Annotated in this window: 15 protein-coding genes; 4 read left to right on the top strand and 11 right to left on the bottom strand. The window is 44.5% G+C overall.

The features are described 5' to 3' along the window. Nucleotides 1-187: 187 nt before the first annotated feature. From GMES_RS05215 to GMES_RS05200, 4 genes are all read right to left on the bottom strand, one after another. Nucleotides 188-1,165: an endonuclease/exonuclease/phosphatase family protein gene (locus GMES_RS05215; RefSeq protein WP_006991543.1), complete on the bottom strand. Its 978-nt coding sequence runs from the start codon at nt 1,163-1,165 to the stop codon at nt 188-190. Nucleotides 1,166-1,226: 61 nt separating this feature from the next. Next, nucleotides 1,227-2,357, bottom strand: coding sequence for a DUF748 domain-containing protein (locus GMES_RS05210; protein WP_006991542.1), 1,131 nt, complete (start codon nt 2,355-2,357; stop codon nt 1,227-1,229). Nucleotides 2,358-2,479: 122 nt separating this feature from the next. Continuing rightward, a complete protein-coding gene (locus GMES_RS22130) occupies nt 2,480-2,638 on the bottom strand; it encodes a YqaE/Pmp3 family membrane protein (RefSeq protein ID WP_006991541.1) in 159 nt (52 codons plus the stop codon). A gap of 120 nt (nt 2,639-2,758) precedes the next feature. Continuing rightward, the gene (locus GMES_RS05200) at nt 2,759-3,721 is read right to left on the bottom strand and encodes a YihY/virulence factor BrkB family protein (RefSeq protein ID WP_006991540.1); all 963 of its coding nucleotides are present in this window, start codon (nt 3,719-3,721) and stop codon (nt 2,759-2,761) included. Nucleotides 3,722-3,832: 111 nt separating this feature from the next. On the opposite strand from GMES_RS05200, the gene GMES_RS05195 reads away from it, so the two are divergent. Beyond that, nucleotides 3,833-4,987 carry a mechanosensitive ion channel family protein gene (locus GMES_RS05195; protein ID WP_006991539.1) on the top strand — a complete coding sequence of 385 codons (1,155 nt, stop codon included), beginning with the start codon at nt 3,833-3,835 and terminating at the stop codon, nt 4,985-4,987. A gap of 22 nt (nt 4,988-5,009) precedes the next feature. Here GMES_RS05195 and GMES_RS05190 read toward each other — a convergent pair whose 3' ends face one another. The 5 genes from GMES_RS05190 to putP all read right to left on the bottom strand — a co-directional run bounded on the left by GMES_RS05190 (nt 5,010) and on the right by putP (nt 11,802). Next, a complete protein-coding gene (locus GMES_RS05190) occupies nt 5,010-6,143 on the bottom strand; it encodes an MFS transporter (protein WP_085949604.1) in 1,134 nt (377 codons plus the stop codon). A 118-nt stretch (nt 6,144-6,261) separates the two neighbouring features. Further along, complete coding sequence (gene nhaA / locus GMES_RS05185) at nt 6,262-7,680, bottom strand: Na+/H+ antiporter NhaA (RefSeq protein WP_039986714.1); 1,419 nt, start codon at nt 7,678-7,680, stop codon at nt 6,262-6,264. Nucleotides 7,681-7,946: 266 nt separating this feature from the next. Continuing rightward, a complete protein-coding gene (locus GMES_RS05180; RefSeq protein ID WP_006991536.1) occupies nt 7,947-9,188 on the bottom strand; it encodes a glutamate-5-semialdehyde dehydrogenase in 1,242 nt (413 codons plus the stop codon). A gap of 2 nt (nt 9,189-9,190) precedes the next feature. Further along, nucleotides 9,191-10,297, bottom strand: a complete 1,107-nt coding sequence (gene proB, locus GMES_RS05175) for a glutamate 5-kinase (protein WP_006991535.1) — start codon at nt 10,295-10,297, stop codon at nt 9,191-9,193. An 11-nt stretch (nt 10,298-10,308) separates the two neighbouring features. After that, nucleotides 10,309-11,802, bottom strand: coding sequence for a sodium/proline symporter PutP (gene putP, locus GMES_RS05170; protein WP_006991534.1), 1,494 nt, complete (start codon nt 11,800-11,802; stop codon nt 10,309-10,311). Nucleotides 11,803-12,293: 491 nt separating this feature from the next. Here putP and GMES_RS05165 point away from each other — a divergent pair, with 491 nt between their 5' ends. After that, nucleotides 12,294-12,818 (top strand): MarR family winged helix-turn-helix transcriptional regulator, encoded by a 525-nt coding sequence (locus GMES_RS05165; protein ID WP_006991533.1) that lies wholly within the window; start codon nt 12,294-12,296, stop codon nt 12,816-12,818. A gap of 22 nt (nt 12,819-12,840) precedes the next feature. Here the strand turns inward: GMES_RS05165 and GMES_RS05160 are convergent, their stop codons facing one another. Then, nucleotides 12,841-13,413, bottom strand: coding sequence for a lipid-binding SYLF domain-containing protein (locus tag GMES_RS05160; RefSeq protein ID WP_039986661.1), 573 nt, complete (start codon nt 13,411-13,413; stop codon nt 12,841-12,843). A 361-nt stretch (nt 13,414-13,774) separates the two neighbouring features. Between GMES_RS05160 and GMES_RS05155 the strand changes: the two genes are divergently transcribed. Beyond that, entirely contained in the window at nt 13,775-14,689 is a 915-nt protein-coding gene (locus GMES_RS05155) for an MlaA family lipoprotein (RefSeq protein ID WP_006991531.1), read from the top strand. Between the two features lie 7 nt (nt 14,690-14,696). Beyond that, nucleotides 14,697-17,120, top strand: a complete 2,424-nt coding sequence (locus tag GMES_RS05150) for an efflux RND transporter permease subunit (protein WP_006991530.1) — start codon at nt 14,697-14,699, stop codon at nt 17,118-17,120. 577 nt (nt 17,121-17,697) lie between these two features. Here GMES_RS05150 and GMES_RS05145 read toward each other — a convergent pair. Further along, nucleotides 17,698-19,731 carry a hybrid sensor histidine kinase/response regulator gene (locus GMES_RS05145; RefSeq protein ID WP_006991528.1) on the bottom strand — a complete coding sequence of 678 codons (2,034 nt, stop codon included), beginning with the start codon at nt 19,729-19,731 and terminating at the stop codon, nt 17,698-17,700. Nucleotides 19,732-19,740: the final 9 nt, after the last annotated feature.

Raw genomic sequence — 19,740 nt, 5'->3', positions numbered from 1 at the left:
CAAATCTGAATGTCGAATGAGTTAATGCGCTAATCGTGCCACACCAATAAAAAACCTTAAAACACTGATTTATATGTATTTTTAAGGTTAGCGTTAAAAAAAACTGATTTGGTGTGTAACTAAATATTGAAATATTTACAATTCGAAAAGGAACAAGTTTCCGAACGTTAACTCGCCGCTGAAGTTCTTATTTGAGGCACAGTTCGGTCAGTAACGGAAAGTGGTCAGAGCCTATTTCTGGCAAACGCGATAAATTCACCAGCTCAAAGTCCTTACTGTGAAATACATGGTCTAAAGGCCAACGCGCTAAAACGTGCTGCGCATGAAAAGTGTTAAAAGCGCCACGACCAATGCGCGGATCGCACATGCCACTTATGCGCAGAAATGCTTGCGTAGTGGGCGACCATGCCACGTCGTTTAAATCGCCGCTGACGATAATAGGTAAGGCCGTTTCGCTGTCTGCACTTGCTATTTCTTTAGCAAGGCCAAGTAACTCTCTGTCACGCTCAGTGGCTTCTTCATTTTCTGTGGGGCTTGGAGGGGCTGGATGCACAAAATGGCAACGTATTTTTTCGCCACTTTCTAGGGTCGCAATGCAATGTACTGAGGGCACGCCTTTTTCTACTCGCTCAGCGGTTTTGATATCACTCAGGGGCAAGCGACTGAACACATGCATACCGTAAAGGTTTTCCAACGGGAAATTCACCCGATAGGGATAATCATCATGCAATGGAGACAAGGCATCTTGCCACCACTGATTAGTTTCAAGGGTGACTAAAATATGTGGCTTTTCCTGGTCCACCAGCTTGAGAAGCTTGGGGGCATCGTGATTTATCATCAATACATTTGAATTGATAATTTTAATACTGCGCTTCGGATCCGCAGAATCATTCATAGGAACCATGGGTTGCACAATCGGCGTGTAGGGCAAGATCCAGTGAATTTGATAAGCCAATGCAACAAAATTCGTCACCAACATGCCTGCCATATATGACAGATTTTGGTGATAGAAGCCGCCTATTACTAACAGGTTAATGATCAGCAACACCGCTATTTGTAATCTAGGAAACTCCCAGACTCGTATAGTCCAATGGTCACTGGGGAAAAGTGGTAGAAACGTTAGCAGTACTAAAAAACTGGTTGAAATTATCAAGGTGGTAAACATCTTCGCTCTCGGTTTAAGTCATTGGCTATCAGTAGAACCAGGTTGTTTTTAACCTAGACGTTTAAGTTGTAGTGTAAACAGACAATCGCTTGGGCATATTATTTTTTTTTGCCGATGCGGGCAAAGACACCACTTTATCAACTTTAATATCAAGAGACTTAATGAATGCATTTTTAATAATAGCCCCTATCGCAGGCCAAAGCGGTGTTTGAATGTCATCTATCTTGCCTTCAAGGGGCACGCGAGTGGCAATAAGATCTTTCGTTCCGCCTTCAAACAGCTCAGCGATACCGCCAGTGGTGGCCTCAAACAACCACTGGAATGGGTTGTCACCATCTTTAACCACGTCTTCTTGCCAGTCAAACACCGATAAATCATATACCCCGGCCTTCACATAGCCGCTAACGTCCCCCTGCTTTGAAGCAAACTCCATCGCAAAATCAATTTGCCCTGCCTCTAAGTCAAAGGGTGAGTAAAAGCTGATGAGGTGGTCGATGTGTTTCACCGGTAAACGCTGCATTTCTACATCTACGTTAAAGGTTGGCTTGCTGGCGTAAGGGTCGTAAGAGCCCGAAACCGCTAATGGGCAGACCCCAGCAATTTCTGCATCTAGCACGAGGTTTGTTACCAGTGTTCCAGAGCGCTGCTTGCTGTTGGTTAAATTTGTAATTTGACCATGTACATCTGTGATTTCAGTCAGGGTTTTGCGCTGTGCGCTGATGGTTTCAAACATCAAGCGGCCGTCGATGATATCAATCCGGTCAATAGAAAAGGGCACAAGGCGATTTGCTAACGTTATCCAGGTTTGCTCGTCTTGCACGTCTTGATTGATTTTTTCTTTTTGCTGAACATCATCTGCGTAGTAAAACTGGGGCTTTAAGAATGTCATTTCAGAGACGATGCTGCCGCGAAACAACGCAGACCAAAGTACGGAAATATCAAGTTGCTGAATACTAATAAGGGGCTTTTGTAAGCCCCCGTCCACTAGGTTAAGTTCAATATCTTTGACCTGATAGGCGCCGCGGTATAAAGCAATATCTACATCACCTACTTGACCACTTAACCCTGGAGTGGTTTTGATGGCGTAATTTACGCCTTTTTGCACTGCATAAGGAGCAACCAGTCTTAGCGCAACTAAGATGACCGCTAAACTGATTAGGGTTATCGCAGTTTTACGCCGACGAGTTGCCATCTTACGCTCCGAGTTACAAAATATTCACCCGCTGGACGCGGGTGAATAGGATTAATTAAGGGTAGAAATTACACACCTAAAGGGCATTTTTACAGCTTGCCTCTTTAGGTTATGTTGACGAATTAACGTTTAGCGATGATCCAAACTGCGTGGATAATACCTGGGATATAGCCCAACAAGGTCAACAGAATGTTCAACCAAAACGCGCCGCCTAGGCCTACTTGAAGGAACACACCTAGAGGTGGTAGTAAAATAGCAATCAGTATTCTTATTAAATCCATAATAACGCTCCTGTTTCATCAATATGTTTGTGGTTAAAAGTAAATGGCGTGTACTAAATATTTAGTGAGCAATTAGCGTTCCTACTTTTAAAAGGGAGCAAATATAATGCACGTATAGCACTAATCGCCTTTTTCTTTTAAATCATCTGGGCGAGTATCCGCTACATGGGCACCTCTGCTACCCGGGGGTTTGTCATGGCCATGGGTGCTGTCTTTTTCGGTCTGGTGCTCCATAGCAGCATTAAACTCTGCCCCTAGTAAAATGATGTAGGCCGTTAAGTAAAACCACATTAACAGCACCACTACACTGCCAAGAGAGCCATACATTTTGTCATACTGGCCAAATTGCCCAAGATAGAATGAAAACGCAAACGAAAAGGCAACCCACAGCGTGCTCGCTATCAAGGACCCGGGTGTGACCCAGCGCCACTTAGCGGTGCTGCGGTGAGGGCCATAGCGATAAAAAGCGGCAAGCGCTACATTAAATACCAGCGCTAAGAAAGGCCACGTTAGCCATTGCACTAATACGCTGGCGTAATCATGCAGGCCGACATACGAGAATAAAATTGGCAATATCGCAATGGTGAAAAGCGCCGCGACAAGCAGCATCACTGCGCTGACAGTTAACAACACGCGCATCACGAGCATCATTATAAAACTTCGATTTTGGCTTTGCCCGTAGGTGATATTACATGCAGTTATCATCGCTTGAGCGCCCTTACTCGCGCTCCATACAGCAAATAAGGTACTAAACACAACGCCAGTACTTAATGCGGTATTCGATTTAGCCATGATACGTTCAACTTGCTGAGAAATAATTTGCCGACCTTGGTCCGGCACAACGCCAATAAGCTGGTTCAAATGTTGTTGAAGTTCATCCGGTGAAACCAACAAGCCATATATCGATATAAAAGCCACCAATAATGGAAACACTGCCAGCAAAAAATAAAAACCGACCCCAGCGGCAATCAAGGACAGATTGTCATCGAGCATTTTTTTCACGGTACGACGTAAAATATCCCACCAGCCAGAAATTGGGATTTGACTAGGGCCGGTTGCTGCTTCTCCACGATTAATGCTCACGGGCATATCCTTTTTTTATTATGTACACTGAAATCGGCGTGGCACCTATCTTGCCTCACACTTAATTCGAACTTCTTGCTCTATACGTATAGAGAAACAATCAGGTGGCATATGCACTTAATTATTCGTTCTTGTAAAAACGCCGTTGTTGTTATGTCTTTGATAGTGGCCTATGCCATATTCGTGCCTGACACCTTTGCTCAGGAAAGTATTGTTGAAGAACCCTTGATGACGCAGACATTAGATGTGTGGGCAGATGTAATCCTCTTGTGGCACAACTTTGTAATGGCTTTACCCATGCTCACACTAGGGCTGGTGTTCTTTATTATTTGTTATGCCCTCGCCAGACCTATTTCTACCTTGCTTGTCAGGCCTATTGGTTACGTTAGTCAGAGTGAGTTAATTAGGCTTGTTACGCGGCGCACTATTAGCCTGCTAATTATTTTGCTTGGCTTATATGTGTTCTTGCGATTTGCCGGCTTAAGTGAATTTGCTATTGCGATTGTCAGCGGTACTGGTGTGATGGGCTTAATACTCGGGTTTGCATTTCGTGATATCGCAGAGAACTTTATTTCAAGTTTGCTGCTTAGTGTGCAGAAGCCTTTTAAAATTGATGATGTAATAGAGGTACAGGGGCAGTTAGGGATTGTAAAGCAAGTAACCGCCCGGGCGACTACTTTAGTCGACTTCGATGGTAATCATATTCAAATTCCCAACGCGACGATTTATAAAAATATCATTCGTAATCTCACTGCCAACCCGAAAATGCGTGGTAAGTTCACTATCGGTATCGGTTACGACTCCAGTATTTTAGAAGCTCAGCAATTAGCCACCAAAGTGCTCTGTTCGCAAAATACCATTTTACAAGACCCAGAGCCTCAAGTGTTGGTGGATGAATTAGGTTCCTCTACAGTAAACCTTAAGGTCTATTTTTGGATTGACGCACAGCAATACAGCCTGCTTAAAGTATCTTCAATGTTAATGCGCTTGATCATGCGTGAATTTGAAAGAAACAACATCAGCATGCCGGATGATGCCCGTGAGATAATCTTCCCTCAAGGTGTGCCGGTTCATCAAATATCTTCGGGTAAGAGTGACTCGAGTTACGGATCTCAAGCGTTGCGCCCATTGCCAGCAAACAACGAAGCTATTGAGCAAGATAGCGATGCCATAGAGCATCAAGATGATTTAAGCAGCGATACCCATGATATACGCCAGCAAGCAAAACAGGCCCGCGACCCAGAACAAGGCCAAAATATTTTATAACCGAAAAATGAAGTAGTCAGCGCTACTTCTCTTTTTTCAGCCAGTAACTCTGTCCAAGACCAAGTACGAGAAACCCAGTCATCAAAGCGATAATGTGTTCATTGATCAGCGGATAAACCACGGCATACATTCCGCCAAAGGCCAGTAAGACATATCCCACAACAGTATTTGCGGTGGCAACATACTGGGTGCGGGTATCGCCACTGGCAATATCAAGTAAGTAGGTTTTACGAGCAGTTCTGACTCCTGCGTACCCCACTGAAAGCAAAAAGAACAAGCCTACGTTTAGCCAGAGCGACCCCATTTGATAGCAGAAATAGAACGCTGTGCCTGCAATCACACATATTACGCTGGCAATGCGTATGGTTAGAACGGCACTTTTATCTGACCACGAGCCCCACACATAGGAAGATAAGAACGCAGCGAGTGAGCTGGCTGCGATAAAATACGGTAGTTGAAAGGTATCATCTTGACTTGTGGTGATGCTGACGAAAAATGGCGCTATTAAAGCGCTATGCAACAACAAGCAGCGGCTAATGATTAAGTGCACTAATGCAGCGTCGCCTTTAAGGGTTTGCAAAAAAGAGACACCGCCGCGATCACTTTCTGATTCTACCTCAGCATTTAACGCGAACGACAAAGGTAGCGTTGCGATAAACAATACACTGGCGAACCCCATAATAAACAATAACCAAACCTGTTCGAACTGCTCTTTACCTAGGATCAGCGCCCCAGCGCTGAGCAATGACAACAAACCAGAAATGCCACTGGCTATCCCCACTAATTTGCCTCGGCGACCCTTTTCAATTAGCGCACCTTCCATGTCTTTCATGGTCAGTGAACACAGGGCGCGGCCCAAACTTAGGACCATTAACAAAATGAGAATACCTGCGCCAGCGTAAAAAGCATCGAGCATCGCCACTGCTGGCACCATGCCCAATATCGCTAACGCTTGCACCAGAACACCGACTCGCCATACACGTTGGCGCTTAACGTAGCGTTCAATTCGATGCTTTAACGGCCACTGGGGGATCAGTGAGCCAGATTCTCGGATGGGCACTAAAAGAGAAATCATCCAGCTAGGTGCACCTATGCTGGTGAGCACCCAAGGTAGGGTTGTTTTAGCGGATATGAGAATATCCGCTAGTTTGGTCATTGTAGATATAACAACCAAGCGCAAAAAGGCGTTAACATCGCTGTGCTGACTCAAAGTTGAACCCTTGATAGTCGAATAACAGTAAGCTCAGTATGTTTAGAAGCCTTTTTAAGATCAACTACTCTTGGTCAGTTTGCGGCAAGCCTGCCTTGTTGTGCTGCTCGTCTTTTGGCTCTTCGTGCACTTTATGCTCTATCATTAGAAACAAGCTCGTACCGATTATTGCTGCTATTACGGAGCCGGCCAAAATGCCCAATTTGGCTTGCGCCAATAATTCAGGATGACCAGCAAAGCCCAGTGATGCAATAAATAATGACATAGTGAAGCCCACCCCAGCTAAACACGCCAACGCGAATACATGCCCAAATGCCAACCCATTGGGCAAACGAGAGAGGCCACTTTTAACCGCTAACCATGCGAATAAACTGATGCCGATCACTTTTCCCAGCACCATGGCGCTGGCCACCCCAATAAAGACTACTGAATCGAATATTTTACTGAGGTCATCAGGTAGCGCCACGCCAGCGTTGATAAACGCAAAAATAGGTAAAATGATTAAGCTGACAGGCCGATTCAGCACATGGCCCCAGCGCTGTATCGGTGTGGTGGTCATAGCGGCAATATCTTGTGCTTGCTCTACTAATTCATGTTGATCTTGCTGCTCTAGGATGGATTTATCCTTACGGTCATTTTTCTCAAACCGATTTAATACACTTCGCATGTTGGTGGCAAACCAAGTACTTTGAGCATAAGGCTTTGTGGGGACGGCGAGCGCGGCCAAAATACCTGCTGCAGTTGCATGCACACCTGATTGCAGCACAAACCACCACAACAGAATGCCCCCAACTAGGTAAAAAATAGGTCGGCGAAAGCCGAGTACATTCAACGCAAACAAGCCGCATAACGTCAGGCCTGCATACATGAGGGATGTCAGGTGTATGTTTTCAGTGTAAAACAAGCCAATCACCGCAACTGCGCCCATGTCATCCACAATGGCCAACGCTGACAAGGTTACCGCTGCCGAACGCGGCGCCTTACTGCCCAGTAATGCCAGAATGCCTAATGCAAAGGCAGTATCGGTGGCCATGGGTATACCCCAACCACGTAACGCTTCGTCCACGCCATTTAGAGCTACCCCTGCATAAATACCAGCGGGGAGTAACATACCGCCAATTGCCATCGCGATAACGAGACTTGAGTCACGAAAATCTTTTAAATCTCCCACCAAGCATTCGTATTTAATCTCCAAGCCAAGCAAGAAGAAGAACAGCACCATTAAGCCGTCATTCACCCAAGTATGCAGGGAATGACTAATGGCGAAGTCCCCCAAGGAGATACTAAATGCCATATGGCTTATCTCTTCGTAGGCTTCATGCCACTGGGAGTTAGCAATCACCATGGCGGCGATAGCTGCCAGAAGTAAGGTGATACTGGCGGTCGCTTGGCTCTTAAAAAATTGCTCGAATGAGCAAATGAAGTGATTAAATTTTCGCTCTAAGGGGGCCAGTTCGCGATCTTTGTCTTGCAGCTGATTCATGGTCGATACTCTCGTGCTGGCGTAAGCCATGGGTGAGTGTCGTGAATAAAAGCTGCGCTCAATAAACACCATACGCGGGTTATCAAACAAACATACGAAAATGGAGTTAACACTTGCGTGTTAACTCCATTGAATAGTCTTAATCGATTGCTATTTAGCATGCCACGGCACTCGAAATTCAATGAATACCAAATGACAATGCAGGAACCTAGCCAACCTCTGGTGAGGTGTTTAAAGCGCTTACTTCCTTAGCCGAAAAGGGATTTTTAGGCGCGAACTTGACCCGTGCCACTGACCAAATATTTCTCAGCCGTCAATGACTCAAGCCCCATTGGCCCGTAAGCATGCAGCTTAGTCGTTGCTATGCCTATTTCAGCACCCAGTCCTAGTTCACTGCCGTCAGAAAAGCGAGATGATGCATTTACCATTACCACTGATGCATCAACACTGCGCTGAAAGCGCTTGGCCGTGATTTCGTTGGCGGTACAAATAACCTCTGTATGATGACTACCGAAGCGGGTTATGTGTTCAAACGCCGCGTCTAAGTCATCGACGATGCCAACCGCAATTTCGAGATCTAGGTATTCTTCACCAAACTCGTCGTCTTGAATGACCGTAGCGTTATCAAAATAGCCCGCAGCTTGCGCGCTTGCGTTAATTTTGACCTCTTTACTCTGTAAAGCTGCTGCAGCCAATGGCAAGAATTGCTCAGCAATATCTTTGTGTACGATTAGACCTTCAAGTGCATTACATACGCCCGTGCGATGTGTCTTACCATTTACCAACAAATCGATGGCAGTTTGTAAATCTGCGTCTTTGTCTATGTAAAGATGACACACACCTTTGAAATGCTGAATAACCGGTATTTTACTGTTGTCGGTTACGTAGCGGATCAAACCTTCACCACCACGCGGAATAATCACATCGATATAATCACTCTGCTGCATCAATTCCATCATTAGTTCACGGTCAGGGTCTGGTACAACTGTGATAAGTTCAACGGGTAAGCTGTGCTTTTGCAGAACATCTTGTAAAATCGCAGCAATGGCTTTGCTGCTGCCTAGGGCCTCTTTACCACCACGCAAGATAACGCCATTACCGGATTTAAAACACAATGCGCCTGCGTCTGCTGTTACATTGGGGCGTGCTTCATAGATCATGCATACCACACCTAATGGAATACGCATTTTGCTGATTTTTAAGCCGTTAGGTCGCTCACCAATAATTCGCTCTTGTCCTGCAGGGTCTGGCAAAGATACGATGGTTTCGATGCCTGCGGCCATACTTTCCACGCGCTCTTCATTCAAGGTAAGGCGGTCAATCATAGCGGCACCCAGGCCGTCTTTTTCTGCTTGCGCTAAGTCCATCTTGTTGGCTGCGTATATGACTTCTGCGTTAGTACGCAATGCATCAGCCATGTCCTGTAAAACTTGGTTTTTAGTTTTTTCGTCTAATACTGCCAGTACTTTTGCGGCTTTCGCTGCGTTTTGAGCTAATTCTTTAATCATGCTTATTGTTTCTCCAATACAGCGATATTCTTCTTCGAGATGATAGGACCTGTTCTATTTTGGAATTCATCGGCAAATTCACGATCATCCTGGTCCGCAATGAAACTCAACAAACAACTGCTGTAGTTTGAACGCGCTTTCGCTATGCGCGTTCCGTCATCTTTTCTCAATAAAATGGTGTCCCCCACTGAGAAATTACCGTTTACTTCGACAATTTCATCACTGGTGAGTTGTTCACCCTCTAATGCAAAAGTGGTGTCAAAATCGTTATCGACTACCACTTCACCTTGTTCTGACGCGGTATGCGTCATCCAATGCACATTTTCCTGCATGGGTTTGGCGTAAGGCCTGAAGTGCGTGCCAGGGTTTTTGCCCTCAAGTAAGGTATTGAAGGTGGTTGCTTTAAAGCCATTGACAATAAAGGTGTCAATACCATGCGAAGTGGCTTTTTCAGCTGCTTCAATTTTGGTTTTCATTCCACCAGTGCCCACAGCACTCGTTGCGCCGCCGCCCATGGCAAAAATGCGACTGTCAATGGTTGTGACTTCAGGTAGCAATACCGCATCATCATGGGTATTAGGGTTTTTGTCATATAACCCGTCGACGTCTGAGCAGATGATAAGTGCATCAGCATCAGCTGAGGCTGCTACCATGGCTGACAAATTATCGTTGTCACCTACTTTTAAGTCATCCGTGGTGACGGTGTCGTTTTCGTTAATAATCGGTAGTACACCGTTATTTAAAAGCGTAAACGTTGTCTCACGAATACTCACATAACGCTCACGATCACGTAGGTCACCATGGGTTAATAAAATTTGCGCCGTCGGGAAGTCAAACAGTCTGTCCCACGTGGCCATCATTTCAGTTTGACCGGCCGCGGCCATGGCTTTTTTCAAAGCGATATCTACATTGTCCGTTTCGGGGAACAAATGCGAACCTGCTGCCACTGAACCTGATGATACTAGTACAACCTGAACTCCATTGGCTCTTAGGCGTACAATAAATTGCGCAATACTGAGCAAGTAATGACTGCTACACCCTTTACGGTGCGGCGCTATTAGCGCGCTGCCTACTTTGATTACAACGCGTTTCCATTGTGAAAGATCCATTGAATGTTTCCTTAATTTGAATGTTGTTTGGCTAAAACCTGATTGGTTTCATCGAACATAGCCGCTGTGGCTTTACTTGGTTTTTCACCAAACTGACTCACGAGCCAGATAACAGCAGCACTTACAATAAAGCCTGGGACAATTTCATACATCACGCTAGAAAGCGTTTGTCCGTTAGGTAGCAGCGGCACATAAATCCAAACCAGCACAGTTACAGCACCGGATATAATGCCTGCTACAGCAGCTTTGTGGGTTAAATTTGCTTTGTACAAGCAAAACAACACTAACGGTCCGAATGCGGCGCCAAAACCAGCCCACGCATTACTGACCAATGATAAAATACTATTGTTACTATCCAGTGATAGTAACAAGGCTACGACTGCTACTCCTGCGACGCCATAGCGCCCCATTTTCACGGTTTGCTCATCGCTGACTTCATTGCCCGCTTTTAAACGGTAAATGTCTTCGGTCAGTGAACTGGCTGATACCAGCAATTGCGACGAAATGGTGCTCATAATGGCTGCTAAAATTGCAGCTAATAGGAAGCCACTGATTAATGGGTGAAATAGTAATTCAGAGAAAATAATGAAAATGGTTTCTGGGTCATCCACTGCTAAGTTAAATTTATTAGCATAGGCAACACCGACTAGACCGGTAGACAGTGCTCCAGTAATAGTGACCGTCATCCAACTCATGCCAATATTACGTGCCGTTTTAACCGCAGGCACCGAGCGAATCGCCATGAAACGCACGATAATGTGCGGCTGGCCAAAATAGCCTAAACCCCAGGCTAAACTAGATACCAATCCCAGAGCCGTCATATCACTCATTGACTGAGAAAATGTCGGAATAGACTGATAAGCAAAGCCGAGCATTTCGTTGCTATCGGTAAAATGTTGGTATGCAACGATAGGCACCAAAGCCAGAGCAACAAACATAATACAGCCCTGAACAAAATCGGTTAACGATACTGCCAAGAAGCCACCCAGCAGAGTGTAAGAGACCACCACGCCTAAGGTAATAAATAGCCCAAGTTGATAATTTAAACCGAAAGCAGATTCAAATAACTTACCACCAGCAACCAAGCCCGCAGAGGTATAGAGGGTAAAAAACATTACAATGATCACCGCAGAGATGATGCGAATACTGCTGGTCTTATTATTGAAGCGCTTCGCGAAAAACTCAGGGATAGTCAGAGCATCATTGGCAACCTCGGTGTAGACCCGTAATTTCGGGGCAACCAGAATATAATTGGCCAGCGCGCCGACCAACAAGCCGATAGCGATAAACATACTATCAAACCCACTGACGAACATGGCTCCAGGGAGACCCATAAGCATCCATCCACTCATGTCTGACGCCCCTGCGGAAAGTGCAGTGACTTGAGGGCTGACTTGGCGACCACCTAAAATGTACCCAGACATATCACTCGTCGAACGGCGATAAGCGAACACGCCTATCCCCAGCATAGCGATAAAATATACTGCTAAAGAAATGTAACTCATACTGTATTAATTAATGGCTTGTGGAGGTTTGGCTTTTAGTGCGAGCGCGAGACTGGTTGTGAGTAGCAAGAACGAGAAGAGAAGCGCAAGTTAGCAACCAAAAACTCGTTTTGTGAAAAATAGCGTTAATAAGTAAAGTGGCAGGTTTAGTAAGCGTACTACCGATCGCTTTAAGCGTATTCATTTTGTCTCCGTGATAAATGATAAGTTGTGCACTGATAATTACAGGTCAATTAATTAGTACACGAAGCATTATGCTCAATTACTGTCCAAAGATCAAATGTAATTCTGGATCTAAAGGAGTTAAAAGCTATCCCGGGGCCGAAAAAATAGCATAAATAGAGTGAGTTAGATCACTGCCAGCATAGATACCTTCAACCCTAGAGCAAGATCGGTCCATTACACTTTTTCACCTAAGAAAAAGTGCTTTAGGTTGCATTCAAGGGAAAATTTGCTAGGGTTCGCCGTTAATGACTAAGTAGGTACCCGCAATGAAAAAATACGATGAGTTATTAGTGTCGCTAAGACGCGTAATAAGGGCAATTGACCTTTACTCCAAGAAGCTCAGTAAAGAGTCAGGGTTAACCAGCCCCCAGCTTATCGTCATGCAAGAGATTGCCAATAACGATGACGTTATGGTCAAAGATATTGCTAGTCACATCAACCTTAGTTCAGCGACTGTCACTAGCATACTCGACAGACTAGAAGCCCGAGGTTATGTGGTGCGTGAACGTTCGCAAATTGATAAACGCAAAGTAGGCGTACGTTTAACCGAGTCCGGTTCAACTGCGTTTAAAAATGCCCCGACTTTATTGCAAGAGCACTTCATTAATCGCTTCGAGTCGTTAGATGAGTGGGAGCAAACCCAATTAGTATCAACGATGCAACGCATCGCTAAAATGATGGATGCAGAAGCGCTTGACGCCGCACCATTGTTACAAGTTGGGCAAATTCACACATTGAGTACCACGGTCGAAGCAACGACTACGCAAACTAGCGCCGGCACAAATAAATAACTTCGGCGCTGTTTAGTTCAACTTAGTTAAGTTCGTTGTCTTTCCAGTATTTGGTGCCCTTCACCGTTGCCTGTAAAGACAATCCGCTTTCCGTTAATTGATAGATAGTGATGTTATCTACAGTCACTTCTCCACCTTTGGCAACACCTTTATCACCGGCCTTAGCAGCAGCATCTGCTTGTGCGCCAAACGCCCAACCTTCCTCAACAAACCGTGACATAACGGCTTCGTTATGGAAAACAAAAACTGCGCGGAAATCCTTTATGCCGGCGCCTAAACCTAGCCCCACCTCTGCCATTTTCATATAGGTTTTCTGGCCGGTTTGATTGTCCGTTACCACGCCGTATCCACCCCCAAAACTAGCGAGAATAAGATTCACGTTTGCATTGTCGAATACCGCATAGCCTGGAGCGCTGTTAATTTGTGAACGTACACTGGGTTTCAAAGCAAACAGTTCTGTTAAAACCTTATCGTTCATCGTTTGCACCGCCTGGCGCTTTTGGGTGACAGTCGCTTGTGTTGTAGTAGAGCAACCGCCCAATAATAGGAGTGAGACCGCGGCCACAAGGCTAAAAAGTATTGATTTGTACTGCATAAGTTATCCTTAGAGAGCGAATGTAAATTTCTATCGTCTCTCTGCAAGTACTAAACCATATGATTTAACTCCATGATATTTAAACGTTAGTTAAATATATGAAGCGAAGAAAGTAGTGAGTATTAAGTCTCTATGTCCCGAATCCTATTAAATCGGTAACTTTGTCATATTTGGTCGGTATTTTTTTCCCACAAAATCAATAGATATCTAGAGAAGTTCGAATAAGTTAATATAATTCATAAGCTTAGAGATGGAATGAATTTTGTATCCGATTACCCACCCTATTGCGTAAAAGCCCATAAATAATCAATAACACAGCGGATTTTTACTCAATCTTGTTTACTTCTAGAGGAATCACAGTTTGCGTTCACATTATTTTATTAAAATGCCTCTTGTAGGCGCGGTGCTAGGCGCTGCATTATTCCTCAGTGCTTGTAGCTCTCACTCACCAGAGCAAAGCGACAACCAAAACCAAGGTTCAAATAAAACCGAAAGTGAGCTGGTTATCAATAGCTCTCATGGTTCACAAACGCTTGAACCCACTGTGGTCAGTTATCCAGCTGGAAGTAGCGTGCAAGGGGTTAGCCTTAGTGAGAACGCAGCGTTTGAAGATCCGTTAGAGTTTATCAACCGCCCTATCTTTGCGTTTAACGACAAATTGTTTGAGTACGTTCTAATTCCAGCGGCAAAAGGTTATACAAAGGTCGTTCCCGATCCTGTACGAAATAGTGTTGGCAACTTTTTTAGTAATATACGTGAACCCCTCAACGCGCTGAATCAGCTTTTTCAAGGGGATGTAGGCGATAGCGGTAAGAGTGTTGGTCGCTTTTTGATTAACTCTACCGTTGGTATATTAGGCTTCTTTGACCCTGCGACATCCTGGTTTGAAATTGATGAGAAAGTGTCGACTATCAATGACACATTGGTCAACTATGACGTGGGATACGGCAGTTATTTAGTACTGCCTATATTGGGTCAATCCGACTTACGTAACGGTTTTTCGACCATTACTGAATCTGTGTTCCATCCAATACAATATGCTACTGAGAACCCCGAGACTTTATACATCCAAGCATACGGAGGGTTTCACGCGTTCTCCCCAGAGGCCCCTACCTACGAGCAGCTGCGTAGCGAAACAGATGATCCGTATATATTTTTCCGTAACTTGTACATGCAAAGTATGCTTCGTGACCAGCAGTACCCAGAATTACAAAACGGCGCTGCAGTAGAACCGGCTAACGTAGCGGATGATGCATCTGCATCACCTCAGGAGTAAGTGAGTAATGAGTGCCTTTTTAGCCAATTTTATTATTCGCCACGCCAAACTTATTCTTATTGTTTTCGTATTAGCTGGTGCTTTAGCCGCTTGGTCTGCGCAGCAATTTAAAATTGATGCATCTGCCGATACTCTGCTGATCAAAAACAATAAGATGTTCGTCGAAACCCAGGTGGTAAACGAAAGATTTTCCCCTCAAGAATTTATCTTGGTCGCTTACAAGCCAAAGAATCATGCTTTGTTTAGCCAACAAACGTTTAATGATATACAACAAATATCAAGCGAGTTTAAAGCCTTACCCAGAGTAGGCGGGGTAACTAACATTCTTAATGTTCCTCTTCTTTCCCTGTCAAATGAACTAGACCCGAACTTAAAGCCAGAGCAGCTTACATGGCAAGCAAATCAGTATTCGGCAGCTAAAATGCAACAGGTATTTACTGATCACCCGTTATTCACTGACCTATTAGTGAATCAAGATCAAACTGCCACCGCCATGCAAATTGTGTTCAAGCCCAATAAAGAATTACTGGATATCCAGAGTCAAATTATCGCGATCCAAAAGGGTATTCTGCAAGGCGAAAACACTGAACTAAGTGAAGAAGACGAGCAGAAAATTGAAGCCTTGAAAGCCAAGGCGCAACCCATAGAGGAACAACTTAAACTCACTCGCCAACAAGAGATAAAAAAGATCTATCAGATCATCGAACCGTTTAAAGACGACGCCGATTTATTCCTAGGTGGGGCCTATGTACTCGGCCAGCAAATGATTGACATCATACAAAGCGATTTACTGTTATTTGGCAGTGCTATTGGCCTAGCGATATGCCTGATACTGTTTGTATTGTTTAGAAAAATACGTTGGGTTGTTTTGCCACTTTTATGCTGCGGTTTGAGTGTTTTACTCACAGTCGGGTTATTCGGTGTTTTGGATTTTAGAGCCACTGTCATTTCATCAAACTTCATTGCACTGCAATTAATACTAACGTTGGCCGTAGTCGTGCATCTCATCGTCGAGTTTAGGCAATTAGAAGCAACAGACACCGAATCAAACCAGCAAGACCTGCTACGTGAAACGTTTATCAATAAGTTCAAACCCTGCCTATATGCAGGCATTACCACCAGCGTAGGTTTTGCTTCTTTGCTATTTAGTGGCATTCAGCCCGTGGTAAGTTTTGGCTGGATGATGATAGTAGCAATGGGTGTGTCTATCAGCGCAAGTTTAATCCTGTTTCCTGCGGTGCTGGCATCATTTACTCGCAAGGGTGACAGCCATGAAGGCCGCCTAAGTCGGTGGTTGGTATCAGGACTTAGCGCCTTTAGTTTAAAGCGCCCTACCTTTATTGTATTAACCACCCTCGTTATAGGCGGCGGCGCAATTTTTGGGGTGCTAAAATTAGATGTCGAGAACAGCTTCTTAAATTATTTTAAAGAATCCACGCAAGTACGCACGGAGTTAGAGTTTATTGACAAAGAATTCGGCGGCTCAACACCTCTGGATCTGATTTACACCATCCCTAAAGACGAACGTCGCGATGATTTGGTCATGAGTGCTAGAACAGTACAGACCCTACAAAAAATACAGCATGTGATGCGCCAGTATGAAGCCACTGGCAATATTACCTCAGTGGTCAACTTCACCGAGTTAGCGAAAAAGGTCAATCAGGGCAAGCCGCTGACCGAGTACGAGTTAACCGTCATTTACAAATTACTGGATGATTCTCTCACCGAGCAACTGCTTGGCGCCTACTTCAACCCTGAAAATCAGCAGTTGCGTATTAGCACACGTATTCAAGACAGTACACCGGATTTTAACCGCGCAGAGTTTTTACAGACTCTTCGCGACGACTTAGACATGTTAGAAATAGCACCGGAAAGCTATAGTCTGACGAACCTGTTTGTACTGTATCAAGACATTCTGCAACGGTTGTTTACCTCACAAATTATGACGTTAGGCCTAGTCTTTGGTGCATTAACACTGGTACTGCTAGTGATATTTCGCTCATTTAAAGTCGCCATTATCGCGGTTATTCCAAACATACTGACGACTTTGGTCATCCTTGGCGTGATGGGATGGCTAGCAATACCGCTTGATTTGATGACCATTACCATCTCAGCCATTGCTATGGGTATAGCGGTGGATGACACGATCCATTTTGTGCACCGCTACCTAGAAGAGTTAAACAAAGAGTCTAATGACAGCCAGCAAGCCGTACAAAATACTTTCAAGTCTGTTGGTTTTGCGTTGATTTATACGACAACGATTATCGCTGTAGGCTTCTCGTTGCTCAGTTTCTCCGACTTTGTACCAAGCATTCTATTTGGATTATTAACCTGCTTAGCCATGTTACTGGCGTTTATAACCGATACCACCTTACTACCCGTGCTACTTAAAAAATTCGTCAAGCCTAAACATGCTTTGGCAGACTCTTAACGGTTTTGTGGATTTGCGACAGTGAGTAAAAGCTATTTTGGTGTCGCATTTTTTCACTTTTTGGTGCACAAAAAACGAGCTGGGAATTGAAAAGCCTTTAAATTCAGCAACTAATATATTTGGCGTAAGGTTTGCTTGTACTTCATTTATATATCGCTCCCCTTTATCGGAGCGAACTTGCCAAGCACTGGCATAATACAATTTGGAGAATTAGCCTGAATGCTAGCTTTGCTTTACAGCGCTAATTCACTACCCCTTTCGTTGGGGCCGTGCGTTAAACACACTCGATACTGCTACTATCTGTGGCCCCAACGGATTCACTTACCGAGCTAACCTCATTCATAGGTAATCGCCCAGCGAAAAACGCAACAGCGATTTTACTGTAATGCCAACGTATTCAAGTAAATACAAAACCCAACCACGGAGCCGTTAGCACGACGCTTAAGCTAACAAAACGCAACGTGGTTTAATGGCCTTGCATCTGGGTGACAGCGTATTCGCTCAATGCGTGAGATTTTATCAAGGAGTCGTTTGGACTGATGAATTTATGATTTACGGCTTGAAGATTAAGCTGACACTAATCTTTCACTAAGTCGCTTAACACTTGTTTATTGATGGGTTTTAGAATGAATTTGGAGATATCGGCATCTGTCATGCTTTGCGCATCAGGCTCTTCTCCGCTTAAAATTACCATTTCTACCTGGGGGGAAGACTTATGGATTTCCTTGGCCAAATTCAACCCGTTGGCATCTGGCAAGTTTAAATCCATTAATACTTTGCTCCAGTCATTGCGCTGCTTAAAAACGTCCAGACATTCTTGGCCTGAATGGGCAACATGCACATCTACGCCTAGGCTTTCTAATAACAAAGCGGTGATATCAGCGGCATCAACATCGTCCTCAACCAGTAAATAATGCAGTTTGTTTTGGCTCTCACTATGCTGTGACACGTTATTCTGTTTCGTCACTGCTGAGGGCCCCATCTCTGCTGAAGGCTCCATCGCTGCTGACGATTCATCGTGGCACTGAGTAACTTTGCTGACCGGGGTAAGGTGTGAATCGAGCACTTTCATTAATGCATCCAGATTAATTGGCTTTTCAAGCACATTGGTAAATCCCTGAGAAATCAATTGATCACGAACCCCTTTCATTGTGGCCGCAGTCATGGCAACCACAGGAGATTGAATACCACTTGAACGGATTTGCTTGATGGCCTCAGAGCCATTCATCACTGGCATGTGAATATCAATTAACACTAAATCGTATGGCTGCCCATCATTATGAGCATCGGTGACCTTATCTAACGCTTCTAAGCCGTTTCGCCCATATTCCACCTGTAAGCCCGAATTTTGCACCATATGCCCTACTAACATGCGGATGTCATTTACGTCATCCACTACCAACACTTTCCCTTGATAATTGAGCGTATTGCATTCTTTAGCGATTATTGGCTTGGCATCAAAACTTAACACTTCGTGGGGAGATTGTTTGGTATCCCCTGTGTGGATATAAGCGGTGAAACTACTTCCCTCGCCAAAAGTTGATTGCAAACTAACTTCCCCCCCCATCTTGGCGACAAGCTCATTACAGATAGCCAATCCTAATCCGCTTCCGCCTTGACGCCTTGAAACCACATCTGCGACTTGCTCAAATGGCTTGAAAACACTATCGAGCTGATTTTGAGGAATACCAATTCCTGTATCTGTAACAGAAAAGTATAAAAACTCACACTCTTCCCGCTCTTTACACCACAGGCGCACGGTGACACTGCCTTGCTCTGTAAATTTTATCGCGTTACTTATCAAGTTAATCAATACTTGGCGAAAACGGGTCGCGTCAGTTTGAATTTTCAGAGGTAATGGCGTGTCTGAAATCACTGTAAGCGTAAGACCCTTATCAGTCGCGGGAATGCTCATCAATGCATATACATCGGCGATTAGCGCATCTAGGTTGACTTCACTCAGGTTTAACTCGAGCTTATCTGCGGCTATTTTAGACAAGTCGAGCATGTTATTGAGCAAACTTAATAAATGCTTACTGTTGTTCAGTACGATCGCTAACTCCGACTGGGCCGATTGACCCATTTTAGAGTCCATCAACAATTCGGTATAACCTAAAATCGATGTCAGCGGTGTACGCAGCTCATGACTTAAGTGCGCTAAAAACCTGTCTTTAGAGCGGTTTTCGGCTTCTGCTTTTAATCTGTCGACACGCTCTTTTTCAATCTCCCGGCGTGCCAAAGCGTAGCGGATAGCCCGTGCAAAGCGACTACTACTTAATTCGCTTTTGATAATATAATCAACAGCACCTGCATCTAACGCCGCCATATCCACTTCTTCATCAGCTTGGCCGGTAAGCATAATGATAGGTGAGGTAAATCCAGCTGCAATAGCGCGCTTTAATACTGTTAAACCGTTTTCAGCACCCAGCTGGTAATCTAATAAACAAATGTCATGTCTATTTTCAGCCATTTTTGCCAAGGCATCATGCTGATTTGTGACCCAATCAATTTCAAACTCAAGCGTGCTGAGTTGCTCGATATAATCTCGCGCTAGTATGTAATCATCTTCATCGTCTTCGACGAGTAACAAGCGAGAGATTGAGTTAGACATGAGTGTTGG

This window comes from Paraglaciecola mesophila KMM 241 (assembly GCF_000315015.1).
Lineage (GTDB): Bacteria > Pseudomonadota > Gammaproteobacteria > Enterobacterales > Alteromonadaceae > Paraglaciecola > Paraglaciecola mesophila.
This window is presented reverse-complemented; position numbering and strand designations above follow the sequence as displayed.

Excerpts from the sequence above, each read along its gene's own strand:
- nhaA (WP_039986714.1), bottom strand. The coding sequence starts at position 7,680 with ATGAATCAGCTGCAAGACAAAGATCGCGAACTGGCCCCCTTAGAGCGA.
- GMES_RS05210 (WP_006991542.1), bottom strand. The coding sequence starts at position 2,357 with ATGGCAACTCGTCGGCGTAAAACTGCGATAACCCTAATCAGTTTAGCG.
- putP (WP_006991534.1), bottom strand. The coding sequence starts at position 11,802 with ATGAGTTACATTTCTTTAGCAGTATATTTTATCGCTATGCTGGGGATA.
- GMES_RS22130 (WP_006991541.1), bottom strand. The coding sequence starts at position 2,638 with ATGGATTTAATAAGAATACTGATTGCTATTTTACTACCACCTCTAGGT.
- GMES_RS05195 (WP_006991539.1), top strand. The coding sequence starts at position 3,833 with ATGCACTTAATTATTCGTTCTTGTAAAAACGCCGTTGTTGTTATGTCT.
- GMES_RS05160 (WP_039986661.1), bottom strand. The coding sequence starts at position 13,413 with ATGCAGTACAAATCAATACTTTTTAGCCTTGTGGCCGCGGTCTCACTC.
- GMES_RS05145 (WP_006991528.1), bottom strand. The coding sequence starts at position 19,731 with ATGTCTAACTCAATCTCTCGCTTGTTACTCGTCGAAGACGATGAAGAT.
- proB (WP_006991535.1), bottom strand. The coding sequence starts at position 10,297 with ATGGATCTTTCACAATGGAAACGCGTTGTAATCAAAGTAGGCAGCGCG.
- GMES_RS05190 (WP_085949604.1), bottom strand. The coding sequence starts at position 6,143 with ATGACCAAACTAGCGGATATTCTCATATCCGCTAAAACAACCCTACCT.
- GMES_RS05180 (WP_006991536.1), bottom strand. The coding sequence starts at position 9,188 with ATGATTAAAGAATTAGCTCAAAACGCAGCGAAAGCCGCAAAAGTACTG.
- GMES_RS05150 (WP_006991530.1), top strand. The coding sequence starts at position 14,697 with ATGAGTGCCTTTTTAGCCAATTTTATTATTCGCCACGCCAAACTTATT.
- GMES_RS05165 (WP_006991533.1), top strand. The coding sequence starts at position 12,294 with ATGAAAAAATACGATGAGTTATTAGTGTCGCTAAGACGCGTAATAAGG.
- GMES_RS05215 (WP_006991543.1), bottom strand. The coding sequence starts at position 1,165 with ATGTTTACCACCTTGATAATTTCAACCAGTTTTTTAGTACTGCTAACG.